The sequence below is a fragment of the Bacillus sp. JZ109 genome, assembly GCF_053903135.1.
The window spans coordinates 3581137-3594470 of record NZ_CP096388.1 but is presented as its reverse complement, the minus strand read 5'-3'; the positions used below and the strand labels follow the sequence as shown (position 1 = coordinate 3594470).

At 45.9% G+C, this 13334-nt stretch carries 13 protein-coding genes; 11 read left to right on the top strand and 2 right to left on the bottom strand.

All coding sequences use genetic code 11. From position 1 onward, the window contains the following. Nucleotides 1-39 precede the first annotated feature (39 nt). From pxpB to M1D94_RS18950, 5 genes are all read left to right on the top strand, one after another. On the top strand, nucleotides 40-762 hold the full coding sequence (gene pxpB / locus M1D94_RS18970; RefSeq protein WP_032726510.1) for a 5-oxoprolinase subunit PxpB: 723 nt from the start codon (nucleotides 40-42) through the stop codon (nucleotides 760-762). 2 nt (nucleotides 763-764) lie between these two features. Then, on the top strand, nucleotides 765-1772 hold the full coding sequence (gene pxpC / locus M1D94_RS18965) for a 5-oxoprolinase subunit PxpC (protein ID WP_424935151.1): 1008 nt from the start codon (nucleotides 765-767) through the stop codon (nucleotides 1770-1772). 15 nt (nucleotides 1773-1787) lie between these two features. Further along, a complete protein-coding gene (locus M1D94_RS18960) occupies nucleotides 1788-2540 on the top strand; it encodes an IclR family transcriptional regulator (protein ID WP_014478857.1) in 753 nt (250 codons plus the stop codon). Between the two features lie 63 nt (nucleotides 2541-2603). Then, on the top strand, nucleotides 2604-3245 hold the full coding sequence (gene lipC, locus M1D94_RS18955; RefSeq protein ID WP_072175522.1) for a spore germination lipase LipC: 642 nt from the start codon (nucleotides 2604-2606) through the stop codon (nucleotides 3243-3245). Nucleotides 3246-3417: 172 nt separating this feature from the next. Next, the gene (locus M1D94_RS18950; RefSeq protein WP_003240256.1) at nucleotides 3418-3663 is read left to right on the top strand and encodes a YczI family protein; all 246 of its coding nucleotides are present in this window, start codon (nucleotides 3418-3420) and stop codon (nucleotides 3661-3663) included. A 5-nt stretch (nucleotides 3664-3668) separates the two neighbouring features. On the opposite strand, the gene M1D94_RS18945 is transcribed toward M1D94_RS18950, so the two are convergent. Further along, entirely contained in the window at nucleotides 3669-3956 is a 288-nt protein-coding gene (locus M1D94_RS18945) for an antibiotic biosynthesis monooxygenase family protein (RefSeq protein WP_424935127.1), read from the bottom strand. Between the two features lie 150 nt (nucleotides 3957-4106). Between M1D94_RS18945 and pbpC the strand changes: the two genes are divergently transcribed. From pbpC to M1D94_RS18925, 4 genes are all read left to right on the top strand, one after another. Next, nucleotides 4107-6113, top strand: coding sequence for a penicillin-binding protein 3 (pbpC, locus tag M1D94_RS18940; RefSeq protein WP_014478860.1), 2007 nt, complete (start codon nucleotides 4107-4109; stop codon nucleotides 6111-6113). A 100-nt stretch (nucleotides 6114-6213) separates the two neighbouring features. Next, the gene (locus M1D94_RS18935; protein ID WP_103803488.1) at nucleotides 6214-7116 is read left to right on the top strand and encodes an aldo/keto reductase; all 903 of its coding nucleotides are present in this window, start codon (nucleotides 6214-6216) and stop codon (nucleotides 7114-7116) included. Between the two features lie 185 nt (nucleotides 7117-7301). Continuing rightward, on the top strand, nucleotides 7302-9386 hold the full coding sequence (gene mtlR / locus M1D94_RS18930) for a mannitol operon transcriptional activator MtlR (protein ID WP_456270309.1): 2085 nt from the start codon (nucleotides 7302-7304) through the stop codon (nucleotides 9384-9386). 211 nt (nucleotides 9387-9597) lie between these two features. Beyond that, complete coding sequence (locus M1D94_RS18925) at nucleotides 9598-11109, top strand: class I adenylate-forming enzyme family protein (protein WP_032726504.1); 1512 nt, start codon at nucleotides 9598-9600, stop codon at nucleotides 11107-11109. Nucleotides 11110-11126: 17 nt separating this feature from the next. Here the strand turns inward: M1D94_RS18925 and M1D94_RS18920 are convergent, their stop codons facing one another. Further along, nucleotides 11127-11723 carry a class I SAM-dependent methyltransferase gene (locus tag M1D94_RS18920; RefSeq protein ID WP_014478864.1) on the bottom strand — a complete coding sequence of 199 codons (597 nt, stop codon included), beginning with the start codon at nucleotides 11721-11723 and terminating at the stop codon, nucleotides 11127-11129. Nucleotides 11724-11878: 155 nt separating this feature from the next. Here M1D94_RS18920 and M1D94_RS18915 point away from each other — a divergent pair, with 155 nt between their 5' ends. Both M1D94_RS18915 and lyxE read left to right on the top strand, forming a co-directional pair. Beyond that, a complete protein-coding gene (locus tag M1D94_RS18915) occupies nucleotides 11879-12739 on the top strand; it encodes an SDR family oxidoreductase (protein ID WP_003234401.1) in 861 nt (286 codons plus the stop codon). A 15-nt stretch (nucleotides 12740-12754) separates the two neighbouring features. Beyond that, nucleotides 12755-13258: a D-lyxose ketol-isomerase gene (lyxE, locus tag M1D94_RS18910; protein WP_003234400.1), complete on the top strand. Its 504-nt coding sequence runs from the start codon at nucleotides 12755-12757 to the stop codon at nucleotides 13256-13258. Nucleotides 13259-13334 lie beyond the last annotated feature (76 nt).

Below are 13334 nucleotides of genomic sequence, written 5' to 3'. Positions count from 1 at the left end.
CGTCATCCTGATGAACGAGAAATAAAAGAGGTGAGAAAGATGACTGTACGATATCAAATCGAACAGCTCGGTGATTCTGCAATGATGATCCGATTCGGAGAAGAAATCAACGAACAGGTCAACGGCATTGTCCACGCCGCGGCCGCTTATATAGAAGAACAGCCATTTCCGGGATTCATTGAATGTATCCCGGCTTTTACAAGTCTAACCGTATTTTATGATATGTATGAAGTGTACAAGCATTTGCCTCAAGGCATAAGCTCACCTTTTGAGAAGGTCAAGCGCGATGTCGAAGAGCGGCTGGTAGAAATAGCCGAAGACTATGAGGTCAACCGCCGCATTGTAGAAATTCCCGTTTGCTATGGCGGTGAATTCGGTCCGGATTTAGAAGAGGTGGCGAAGATCAATCAACTGTCACCGGAGGAAGTAATCGACATTCATACAAACGGTGAATATGTGGTGTATATGCTTGGCTTCGCGCCCGGTTTTCCTTTTCTAGGCGGGATGTCAAAATGCATTGCAGCTCCGAGAAAATCATCGCCAAGACCGTCGATTCCCGCAGGTTCGGTCGGTATTGCGGGATTGCAGACAGGCGTTTATCCGATTTCAACGCCGGGCGGCTGGCAGCTGATCGGCAAAACGCCGCTGGCTCTTTTCCGGCCGCAGGAAAACCCGCCGACATTGCTGCGGGCGGGAGATACTGTGAAATTCGTTCGCATCTCAGAAAAAGACTATCACGCCTATAAGGAGGAGTCCAATTGAGCATGAAAGTATTAAAGCCCGGACTGCTCACAACGGTTCAGGATATAGGCAGAACGGGTTACCAAAAATACGGCGTTCTGGCCAGCGGCGCTATGGACACGGTTTCACTGCGCATTGCCAATCTGTTGATAGGAAACGGCGAAAATGAAGCAGGTCTCGAAATAACGATGATGGGGCCCGGTCCGTCGTTTCATTTTTCAAAACAGACACTGATTGCTGTGACAGGGGCGGACTTCACGCTGCGTATTAATGACGAGGAAGCGCCTTTATGGAAACCTGTGCTCATCAAGGAAAACAGCACGGTCAGCTTTGGCCCCTGCAAACTCGGCAGCCGTGCTTATTTGGCGGCAGCCGGTGGCATTGAGGTGCCTGCCGTCATGGAAAGTAAAAGCACATACGTCAGAGGAAGCATCGGCGGACTTCATGGCAGAGCGCTTCAAAAAGAAGATGAACTGAACATTGGAGAGATGTCAGCTCTTTCGCAAACCATCCTTTCCCGCTTAAGTTCGCAGCTTGGAAAACAGGGATTTGCAGCACCGAAGTGGTCAGTCAGCCGCGGCAGATTTTTACCATTGAAGAAGAATCCCGTCATTCGGGTGCTGGAAGGAAAGCAATTTGCCTTTTTCACAGAAGAATCAAAAACGCGTTTTTATGAAGAAGCATTTCGTGTCACGCCGCAGTCCGACCGTATGGGCTACAGGCTCAAAGGAGAACCGCTCGAACTGAAGGCCCCGCTTGAGATGGTGTCGGAAGCGGTTTCATTCGGAACAGTTCAGGTGCCGCCTGACGGCAACCCGATTATCCTGCTTGCAGACCGGCAGACGACTGGCGGCTATCCGAGGATCGCGCACATCATATCCGCTGATCTTCCGATTGTTTCCCAAATCATGCCGGGCGAGCACGTTCAGTTTGAGCCTGTGTCCCTCCAGGAGGCAGAAGAGCTTGCGGTAGAACGGGAACAGCATATAAAAGAACTGAAAACGAGAATGAAGATGGAATGGCTGACATAGCAAAGGGGATGAATGATGCAGAATAAAAATAAAACCGTAGTCAAATCTATGGCGCTGCTTAATTTGTTTTTGCATAAACCAAGCCTAACCTTAAGTGAACTGGTGTCGCTGACGGGAATGCCGAAGACCTCTGTTCACCGGATGGTCAGCTCCTTGGAGGAAATGGGGTTCCTCAGTCGGGATGCGTCCGGCGCTTATTCGCTGGGATTGGTGTTTTTGGAATTCGGACAGCTTGTCGCTGACAGGCTGGATATCAGAAAAATAGCGAAACCGGTGATGGAAGAGCTGTGCCGGGAAGTGGATGAGGCCGTGCAGTTGATCATGAGGGACGGCAATGAAGCGATATACGTTGAGAAAATAGAAGGGACACAGACTGTGCGGCTGTATACAGCGATCGGCAGGCGTTCTCCCCTATACGCGGGAGCGTGCGCCAGAAGCATTCTGTCCTTTCTTCCCCGTGAAGAAATCGAAGCATACATCAAACAAACCGAGCTCATTTCGATTGGCTCCGGAACGATTACCGATCCCGAAAAACTGCTTCAGGAGATTGATGCCTCTGTGCAAAATGGCTATACTGTCAGCTATTCAGAGCTCGAAAACTATACGGCGGCGATCGGCGCCCCGATCTTTAACCATAAGCGCCAAGTGGCAGCCGGCATTAGCATTGCAGGCTTTGAAGCGAGATTTACAGAAGACAGGCTGCCCTATTTAACAGAAAAGGTGAAGGACGCCGCTTTACAGATTTCAAGAAAAATAGGATATACATAAGTAGCCAATCTTTTCTCTGCTGCGTACATTAACGTATCGACGTTCAAGAGTGGAGGAAAGAACATGGTGCTTCGATATACAGCTCTGGGCGATTCCTTGACGACAGGGAGAGGCTCCGGGCTGTTTTCACCCGGCTTCGTCCAGCGTTTTGGGGACATGATGGAAGCTGACTTGAAAACAAGAACGGCAATAAACATATTTGCCAGATCAGGCCTGAATACAGAAGAGATTTTGGGACTCCTGTCATATCCCTATGTGCAAAAATGCATTCAAGATGCTGATATGATAACGATCACAGGGTGCGGAAACGATCTCATCGATTCGGTCTTAGCCTACCAAACCTCTAAGGATGAAACGATTTTCAGCCGTGTATCCGCCCATTGCCATGAGAATTTTGAAAAGATGATTGCCAAAATCGCCGAGATTAAAGGAGAAAAACCTTCCCCGTACGCAATCCGAGTGTTCAACTTATACAATCCGTTTCCCGGCATTGAAATCGCCGGCAAATGGATCACATCCTTTAATTCACATTTAGAAACACTTGCATCAGCACCCCATGTCAAAATCGCAGATGCCTATAGCATCTTCAAAGGCAAGGAGCGGGAATATCTGTCCTTTGACGGTGTCCATCCGAACTGCAAAGGCTATCAAGCGATGGCTGAAGCCGTTCACAAGCTAGGCTATAAAGAACTATCAGTTTCATAAAAAACGCGCCTCATGACAGGCGCGTTTTTTATGTGTGATCGAAATATTAAAAGAAACTTAAAATTCTCTGTCTTCTGTTCTACAGACAAACAAAGTGCGCTAGAATAATGGAGGACGTAGGCAAATATAGCCATAACGTTCAATATTTCGTATATAAGGAAGGATGGTCCTTTTGTTTCGGATTTTTAAAATGTCTTTTGCGGTTATCATTATTATACTGGCGCTTATTGCTTTTAACTATACGGAACACACCTCTGTTATCCAATCGGTCATGCTCGTCTTTCTTGGCGCGGTCATGTTTATGCAGGGGCTTGAAGAGCGCAAAAAAGAAAATGACGGCTCAGGCGCTTTTAATATTTATACCGCCGTTTTTGTATGGTCTGTCTCCCTTATCGGTTTTACACTTCATATTATATAAATCTATTACACATCCTGAAAATGCTCGACCGTCGGGAACGGGTTATAGAATCGATGAAGCAAGGCTTTCCACTCTTGATACTCTGAAGAACCGCGAAAGCCTTCCGTATGGTTCTCAAGTGTTTCCCACTCCACAAGAAGCAGATATTTATGCGTTTCCTCCATGCATTTTGATAACGAGTGAGTGATATAGCCCTTCATGCCGGAAATAATCGGCGCCGCTTGCCGGAATGCATCCTCAAACTCTTGTTCAAGGCCTTCTTTAATGTGAAGCATTGCTGCCTCTCTGACCATGCTATCCCTTCTTTCTGTCTTTTCAAATAGTCTACAGCAAACGATAGGAGATTTCTGCAAAATCGGTGAACTTTTCCTTCATTTTCAAAAAAATCTTGCACGCACCAATTCAATTAAGAGAAAATAACAAGTGGAAGGCAGGGGAAAGTCATGTTAAAAAAGTGTATTCTACTAGTATTTCTATGCGTCGGATTGATTGGGTTAATCGGATGCTCCAAAACAGATTCACCAGAGGATCGCATGGAAGCATTCGTGAAACAGTGGAACGATCAGCAATTCGATGACATGTATCAAAGCCTGACTAAAGATGTCAAAAAAGAAATCTCCAAAAAAGATTTCGTCAACAGGTATAAAGCCATCTATGAGCAGGCCGGCGTAAAAAATTTGAAAGTCACTGCGGGAGAAGTAGATAAGGACGATCAAGACAACAAGACAATGAAACATATCCCGTATAAAGTCAGCATGAACACAAATGCCGGCAAAGTCAGCTTCAAGAATACTGCTGTGCTGAAATTAGAAAAAACAGATGACGAGGAGTCATGGAATATAGATTGGGACCCATCGTTTATTTTCAAGCAGCTGGCTGACGACAAAACCGTGCAAATTATGAGCATTGAACCGAAACGAGGCCAAATTTACGATAAAAATGGAAAAGGTTTAGCTGTCAATACAGATGTTCCGGAAATTGGAATTGTTCCCGGAGAGCTTGGCGATAAAAAAGAGAAAGTTATAAAAGAACTCGCCAAAAAACTTGATTTGACTGAAGACGACATCAAGAAAAAGCTAGATCAAGGCTGGGTAAAAGACGATTCGTTTGTGCCGCTCAAAAAGGTCAAGCCTGACCAGGAGAAATTAGTTTCTGAAGCGACGTCATTACAAGGCGTAACAAGAACGAATGTCAGCTCCCGCTACTATCCGTATGGCGAAAAGACAGCCCATTTGACAGGCTATGTCCGCGCCATTACAGCGGAAGAACTGAAGAAAAAGAAAGAAGGAACGTACAGCGATACGTCTAACATCGGTATCGCCGGACTTGAAAATGTGTATGAAGACAAGCTAAGAGGCACAACTGGCTGGAAAATCTACGTGCCGCAAACCGGGGAAGTCATCGCTGAAAAGAAAGCAAAGGACGGCGAGGATCTTCACCTCACAATTGATATCAAAACGCAAACGAAGCTGTATGATGAACTGAAGGATGACAGCGGGGCGGCAGTCGCGCTGCAGCCGAAGACAGGCGAAACACTCGCCCTTGTCAGCGCGCCTTCCTACGATCCAAACGGATTTATTTTCGGCTGGAGCGATAAGGAATGGAAAAAGCTAAACAAAGATAAAAACAATCCGTTTTCAGCGAAATTCAATAAGACATACGCGCCAGGTTCTACCATTAAACCGATTGCGGCTGCTATTGGAATCAAAAACGGCACCCTTAAAGCCGATGAGAAGAAAACAATCAAAGGCAAGGAGTGGCAAAAAGATTCGAGCTGGGGCGGCTATTCAGTGACACGTGTGTCTGAGAGACTTCAACAAGTCGATTTGGAAAACGCCCTTATTACGTCAGACAATATTTATTTTGCCCAGAATGCGCTTGATATGGGAGCGGACACCTTCACAAAAGGCTTGAAGACATTCGGTTTTTCAGAGGACGTTCCGTACGAATTCCCGATCCAGAAATCGTCTATTGCAAATGACAAGCTTGATTCAGACATTTTGCTTGCGGATACAGGCTACGGACAAGGGCAAATGCAAATGTCTCCGCTTCACTTGGCAACTGCTTACACGCCATTTGTTGACAATGGAGACCTTGTCAAACCGACGCTGATCAAAAAAGATTCACAAACAGCTGATGTTTGGCACAAGCAAGTGGTCACCAAGGAAGGAGCAGCAGACATTACAAAAGGTCTGAAAGGCGTTGTGGAAGATGAGCGCGGATCAGCGTATCAGCCTGTCGTGAAAGGAATCACAGTGGCCGGGAAAACAGGAACAGCCGAGCTGAAAACATCAAAAGATGATAAAGACGGCACGGAAAATGGCTGGTTTGTCGGCTACGATTACAAAAACAAAGACCTGCTTGTCGCCATGATGATCCAAAATGTGCAGGACCGCGGCGGCAGCCACTATGTCGTTGAGAAAGCGAAAAAGCAATTTCAATCGAATTAAAATGTCTTTTTAAAAGGAGCGAAAGGAAAAAGGGGATCTGAGGCCGAATGAACTAGTAAGGGGCAAAACCCGGTTTATACAAAGAAAAGAGGGATTTTGCATGCAGCGTATTCAATTGGCGGAGGATCTTCAATTTTCAAGAGTCATACACGGGCTTTGGCGGCTGAATGAATGGAACTATTCAGATGCTGAACTTCTGAGCCTCATTGAATGGTGTATCGATCACGGCATCACGACCTTTGATCATGCGGATATTTATGGAGGCTATACGTGCGAAAAGCTGTTTGGAAACGCCCTTGCCCTTTCGCCTGGATTAAGAGAAAACATAGAGCTGGTCACAAAATGCGGTATCGTTCTTGAATCGCCTGAACGGCCAGCTCACAGATCGCATCATTATAACACAAGCAAATCGCATATTTTGGCATCCGTTGAGCAATCGCTTATGAACCTTAGGACGGATTATATCGATGTGCTGTTGATTCACAGACCGGACCCGCTCATGGATCCGGAGGGGGTAGCAGAGGCGTTTCAGGCCTTGAAATGCTCTGGCAAGGTCAGGTACTTTGGCGTTTCAAATTTTAAAGATCACCAGTATCGGATGCTGGAATCATATTTGCCTGAGCAGCTCGTAACCAACCAGATTGAGCTTTCCGCATACGAATTAGAAAATATGCTCGACGGCACTTTGAACCTGTGCCAGGAAAAACGGATTCCGCCGATGGCTTGGTCGCCTCTGGCAGGCGGCAAAGTATTCACTGGAAACACGGATAAAGACCAGCGTGTCCGCACGGCGCTTGAATCCGTCCAAGGGGAAATCGGCGTTGCTTCATTGGACGAGGTCATGTACGCATGGCTGTTCACGCATCCGGCCGGCATCATGCCGATTGTCGGAAGCGGAAAGCGTGAGCGGATTTCCGCCGCGATAAATGCGTTGTCATACAAGCTTGACCAGGATCAATGGTTCCGCATTTTTACAGCCGTACAGGGTTACGATATTCCATAAAAAGCATCAGCTTACCAGCTGATGCTTTTTCAATATTGTCACACCGCATAGTGCCAAATTACCATTTATAAGTGATTGATTCTTGCTTGAAAGCGTTTTATATTAAAAGGAAACCTCTCTATATCCTCTACTGCATCTCCTTGCGACTTCATCCGCACATCAAGATAGTCTAGGAGGTCTTTTTTATGTATATGACTGCCAGAGAACAAAAGCTGTTAAAGCACTTATTATTACAAAACAGATATATAACCGTAACTGAGCTTGCTGAGCTGATGCAAGTCAGCACGAGAACCATTCACAGGGAACTCAAATCAATTAAACCGCTGATGGAAACCGTGGGGCTTACGTTAGATAAACAGCCCGGTAAAGGGTTGAAAGCAGTGGGAAGTCCCGAAGATAAACAAAAGCTGCTTACTGATTTATCATATGAACAGCATGAATACAGCGCCGACGAACGGAAACTGCTCATTCTTTGTTCGTTATTAGAGTCTCAGGAGCCAGTCAAACTGTACACGCTTGCTCATGATCTCCAGGTGACGAATGCCACGGTCAGCTATGACTTAGATGAGCTCGAGAAGTGGATTTCTCCCTTCGGACTGACACTGATCCGCAAAAGAGGTTTTGGCATCCAGCTTATAGGGCCGGAGAATGCGAAACGGAAAATTGTCGGCAACTTGATTGTGAACCGTCTCGACATCCAAATGTTTTTGGAAGCGGTTGAATTAAACATCAAAGGAAAAACCGATTCTTCAGAGAAAATGTTCGGGGTTGTCAGCAAAGGTGAGCTGTTAAAAATGGAGCGCATCTTATTTCAGCTCAAAGAAAAAATCGCTTTTTCATTGTCCGACAGCTCCTATATAGCGCTCGTCGTCCATCTGACGTATGCGATCGAACGAATTAAGCTTGGGGAAACCATCACCATGGAGCAAAATGAGCTTGAGGAACTGATGAATGCGAAAGAATACAGTTCCGCTCTTGAAATCGCGGGCGAGCTTGAACGTGCCTTCGGCGTGACGATTCCAGAGGCGGAGGTCGGCTATATTACAATCCATCTTCGAAGCGCCAATCGAAAATACAAAACAGAATACAAAGCGCAGGAAATTGAGCTGGAAACAGCCCTGCAAACAAAGCGGCTCATTGCTTTTATTTCAGACAAAATCAGAATGGATCTGACGAAAAACTACTCTTTATATGAAGGCTTGATTGCCCATTTGGAGCCGGCCGTCAGCCGCATAAAAGAAAATATTGAGATATACAATCCGATGAAGGAACAGATCAAGCGCGATTATTTTCTGCTTTATATGGCGATCGAAGAAGGCGTCGAAAAGTATTTTCCGGGCATGTCCTTTTCTGATGATGAAATCGCTTTTATCGTTCTTCACTTTGGCTCGGCTCTTGAAATCAAAAAAGAAGAAGCAAAAGTGAAAGCGCTTGTCGTCTGCTCAAGCGGGATCGGCTCCTCGAAAATGCTTGCCTCCAGACTGAAAAAAGAGCTGCCGGAAATTGAATCGTTTGATATGTCATCCCTGATCGAGCTAAAGGGGAAGGATGTTCAAGCCTATGATATGATTGTGTCCACTGTACCGATTCCTTATGAAAACATTGATTACATCATGGTCAGCCCACTATTAAATGAGGAAGACGCAAACCAGGTCAAGCAGTATATCAAGCGGAAGATTCCCCTTATTCTTAACAAAAAAAGAAGCCCGAAGGAAGAGGCGCAGCAAGCTGATGTACCTGACATGCTAGAGGCGGCGGAAAGCATAGGGCGGTATATGGAAGTTATCCAAGATGTTCTGCGCCATTTTACGCTAGCTCCACTCAAAACAAACCCGGACCATAGCATGCTTTTGCTAGAGCTTTTTCAACAGCTGAAGAAGGATGGCCTGATCCGTAATCCGGAAAAAGCCGCGGTTTGCCTGGCTGAGCGGGAGAAACAAGGGGGATTGGGAATCCCCGGAACAAACATGGCGCTTTATCATCTCAAAAATGATGAAATCGTCCTGCCTTTTTTCAAAATGTTTGATCTCACCACCTCCTATGAAGTGGATGGCATGGACGGAAATACCCTCAGGATGACACGCATTCTCGTCATGATGGCGCCTAACTCATTATCTGCTGAAGGCTCGGAGATTTTAAGCGCGATCAGCTCGGCAATTATCGAGAGCGGAGAAAGCATGGCGGGGTTTCAGGAAGAAGGAGAACAAGAATTGTATCAGCGGTTAAACCGCATATTTTTCACATGGATGAAAGAAAAAAACATACTGTAATCCTGCATGGCACACGTCAAAAATTTGGCGTGTGTTTTTCTTTGGACGGGGAACAAAATAAGAAAATGTGGGACTATTTTATCATTCAGTATTGGAATAATTCCAAAATGAAATAGTTTTACAAGTTATCTTTTTTGGGTTAAAATGGGTGAGGTAAGGAAGAAAATCTAACAAATTATTGAAGATTCAAGAGAATATAGGAGATGACGATATGGAAACATTACAGCATCTGATTCTGCATGACATGCCGAATAGCGAAGATATAGAGGCTGTAAAAAGCGGAGACCATACACTGACATATAAAGGTTACCGTAAACGGATTAATCAGCTGGCGAATGCCATGCTTCAAAAAGGAATTCAAAAGGGCGACCGTGTTGCATTGCTTTGCAAAAACGGCCATCCCGCCTCAACTGTTATGTTCGCCGCACTTGAAATAGGTGCTGTTGTCGTACCTGTCAGCTGGCAGCTGAAACCATATGAAATGACAGGCATTTTAAAAGCAAGTGAACCGAAAGCAATGTTTTACGGAGCGGAGTTTAAAGAGACACTGGATGAAGTTCTTCCTGAATTGTCCTCACTGTGTGTAACAATGGAAACAGGAACAGCTTACGAAACATCTGCTGAATTTGAAGCGCTGTTTGCAGGTCCTGATCATTTGCCAGAGACGGAAATGGTTTCCCCTGATGATACAGCACTTTTGATGTTTACATCTGGAACAACGGGTAACCCGAAAAGATGCATGATTACACATGGCGGCATATACAGATACGTTAAAAAATCCAACAGCTCAATAGCACGCATGAAGGGCCTTCGTTTTCTCGCGTGCCATCCGATTTATCATACGAGTGCGCTCATTTGCATCATGCTTGGAACGTTTGCAGAAACAACCTTTGTGTTTACAAAGGATCAAGATCCTGTTCACATGCTGAAGGTCATTGAAGAAGAGAAAATTCAGACCGTGATGGCTCTTCCTGTGTTCTACACGTATTTGCTTGAGGCGTGGGAAACGCACCAAACTGACTTATCTTCGCTTGTTATTTTAATGACAGGCGGAACAAAAGTGCCGAGCAGCCTAATCCGCCGCTATCTTGATATTGGCATTCCGCTTGCGCATGGCTATGGAAGTACTGAGGCTTGGGGCATCAGCACATGGACGCCTGATATGGGAATGGATAAAGCGGCATCTGCAGGAAAACCTGTGGCAGGTGTTAAAGTCAAAGTGGAAGATCCTCTGACCGGAGAAGAACTTCCTCAAGGAGAAATCGGCGAAATCGTTGTTCATACTCCATTCTTATTTAAAGGCTATGAAGACAATCCTGAAGCAACAGCGAAAGTGCTGCAAAATGGATGGTTTAGAACCGGAGATTCAGGATATGTAGATGAAGATGGCTTTATTTTCATCACGGGACGCTACAAGGATGTCATTATTTACGGAGGCGATAACGTCTATCCTGATCAGGTTGAAGAAGTTATCCAGCAGATCCCGGGAATCCTTGAAACGGCTGTGGTCGGTATTCCAGACCCGCTTTACGGTGAAAAACCGAAAGCTTTTATCGTGAAAAATGGCGGCCAGCGCATCACGGAAGAGGATGTCATCGCATTTTGTAAAGAACGCCTGTCCGCTTACAAAATACCTGAAGTTGAATTTGTTAACGAACTGCCGAAAAACAACCTTGGCAAGGTGAAAAAAGACGTCCTGCGCAATCAGGCTGTACATTCATAAAAAAGAAGCCCGCCACTTTATGTGGCGGGCTTCTTTGCACTTGCACAGACGGAAAGCTCAGGCTTAATGTTCTTAAATTGTATATCAATGTCTTCGAAGCCGGCTGCTTTAAAGTCAGCAATCATCTGTCTTCCAAATGATTTGGTTTTCTCAGGACTGGCATCCGCTTCCCGCGGCTGCATCGTAATGGCTGCTTTGCCGCCTGGCTTTAATGCCCGATAAATCTGTTTCATGCCTTTTGTTTGGTCATTCCAAATGGTGTAGTTATTAACGGAAATCACTTTATCATAAAACGAGGCGGGGAGAGGAAATGTCTCGATGCTTCCTTGTATCAGGCGTACGCCCTTTGGTTTCACTCTGCGGGCGGCCAGCTTCAGCATGGCCTCTGACACATCAATCCCATGGAGATGAACATCCTTCTCGCGTTTCAGCATCTGCTGCATGCAGTATCCCGGGCCAAACCCGACTTCTAAAATGCTGTCCCCGCGCGTGATACCCAGCTGATTGATTGTCCACTGATTCAGTGTTTGATTTTCAGCAGCCATTATGTACCCGGCAATCATGCCGATGACGCCCTTTGGCCTGCTGAATCTTCTAGAAAGCATGTTAATCATTCAGCAACCAACCCCCTTTTTGAGTTAATTTCCTCCCAGCGTTCCATGTGAAACATTTTTCTGATAAAGCAATGCGAAGGTGCTACGCCATGTTTATCCAAAGAGTGTGTGAGGTACACAACAAATAGACATGAAAACAAAGGAGGAGAATCATCATGGCAAATTATCCAAAAGAACTGCCGGCACAAACTCAAAGTCGCCAGCCGGGAATTGAAAGCGAAATGAATCCGAGTCCGGTGTATGAGTACGAGGATTATAAAGGAGCAGACAAATTAAAAGGAAAAGTAGCTCTTATTACAGGCGGCGACAGCGGGATCGGACGCGCGGTTTCCGTCGCTTACGCAAAGGAAGGCGCTGACATCGCCATTGTGTATAAGGATGAGCATGAAGACGCTGAGAAGACGAAGAAACGTGTTGAACAAGAAGGCGTAAAATGCCTGCTGATTGCTGGTGACGTAGGTGAAGAGGAATTCTGCAATGAAGCGGTTGAAAAAACGGTCAAGGAACTAGGCGGCCTTGACATCCTTGTCAACAATGCAGGTGAACAGCATCCGAAAGAAAGCATCAAAGATATTACGAGCGAACAGCTTCACCGCACATTCAAAACAAACTTTTATTCTCAATTTTATTTGACTAAAAAAGCAATTGATTACCTGAAACCGGGCAGCGCCATCATCAATACGACATCCATCAACCCGTACGTAGGGAACCCGACACTGATTGATTATACAGCGACAAAAGGGGCGATCAACGCCTTTACAAGAACAATGGCGCAGGCGCTTGTTAAAGATGGCATCCGTGTAAATGCAGTCGCGCCGGGTCCAATCTGGACGCCACTAATCCCAGCTACGTTCCCTGAAGAAACAGTTGCTCAATTTGGGCAAGATACGCCGATGGGCCGTCCTGGACAGCCTGTTGAGCACGTCGGCTGTTATGTGCTCCTGGCATCAGATGAGTCCTCTTACATGACAGGACAGACCCTGCATGTCAACGGCGGAAACTTTGTGACGACATAAGAGGGAGTGAGACATATGGGCATCACGAAAGAAGAAGTGAACAGCTACTATCAAAAAGCAGGGATTGTATTAACGGACGAGGAAGTAGACCAAATCCAGCTGATGGATTACGGCTTAGGAAAAGAAAGAAAAGTCGGGCTCCAGCTCTTCGTCTACGTCAATACAGACCGTTATTGTTCAAAGGAATTGGTGCTGTTTCCGGGACAGACTTGCCCGGAACACCGCCATCCGCCGGTCGACGGCCAGGAAGGCAAGCAGGAGACCTTCCGCTGCCGCTACGGAAAAGTGTATCTTTACGTAGAAGGAGAAAAAACGCCGCTTCCAAAGGTTCTCCCTCCTCAGGAAGACAGAGAACACTATACGGTCTGGCACGAAATTGAGCTAGAACCGGGCGGGCAATACACGATTCCACCAAACACAAAGCATTGGTTCCAGGCCGGGGAAGAAGGTGCCGTCGTGACGGAGATGTCATCGACGAGCACGGATAAACATGATATCTTTACCGATCCAAGAATATAAGGATGGGCTTAACAGCCCATCCTTTTTGTATTGAAAAAAACAGAATCATCGCTATAATGGTTAAAAAAGGAAAGAG

Bases quoted from the DNA above. Each gene is read 5' to 3' on its own strand.
- pxpB (WP_032726510.1), top strand. From the start codon at position 40: ATGACTGTACGATATCAAATCGAACAGCTCGGTGATTCTGCAATGATG.
- M1D94_RS18915 (WP_003234401.1), top strand. From the start codon at position 11,879: ATGGCAAATTATCCAAAAGAACTGCCGGCACAAACTCAAAGTCGCCAG.
- M1D94_RS18935 (WP_103803488.1), top strand. From the start codon at position 6,214: ATGCAGCGTATTCAATTGGCGGAGGATCTTCAATTTTCAAGAGTCATA.
- lyxE (WP_003234400.1), top strand. From the start codon at position 12,755: ATGGGCATCACGAAAGAAGAAGTGAACAGCTACTATCAAAAAGCAGGG.
- M1D94_RS18960 (WP_014478857.1), top strand. From the start codon at position 1,788: ATGCAGAATAAAAATAAAACCGTAGTCAAATCTATGGCGCTGCTTAAT.
- mtlR (WP_456270309.1), top strand. From the start codon at position 7,302: ATGTATATGACTGCCAGAGAACAAAAGCTGTTAAAGCACTTATTATTA.
- M1D94_RS18925 (WP_032726504.1), top strand. From the start codon at position 9,598: ATGGAAACATTACAGCATCTGATTCTGCATGACATGCCGAATAGCGAA.
- lipC (WP_072175522.1), top strand. From the start codon at position 2,604: ATGGTGCTTCGATATACAGCTCTGGGCGATTCCTTGACGACAGGGAGA.
- pbpC (WP_014478860.1), top strand. From the start codon at position 4,107: ATGTTAAAAAAGTGTATTCTACTAGTATTTCTATGCGTCGGATTGATT.
- M1D94_RS18945 (WP_424935127.1), bottom strand. From the start codon at position 3,956: ATGGTCAGAGAGGCAGCAATGCTTCACATTAAAGAAGGCCTTGAACAA.
- M1D94_RS18920 (WP_014478864.1), bottom strand. From the start codon at position 11,723: ATGATTAACATGCTTTCTAGAAGATTCAGCAGGCCAAAGGGCGTCATC.
- pxpC (WP_424935151.1), top strand. From the start codon at position 765: ATGAAAGTATTAAAGCCCGGACTGCTCACAACGGTTCAGGATATAGGC.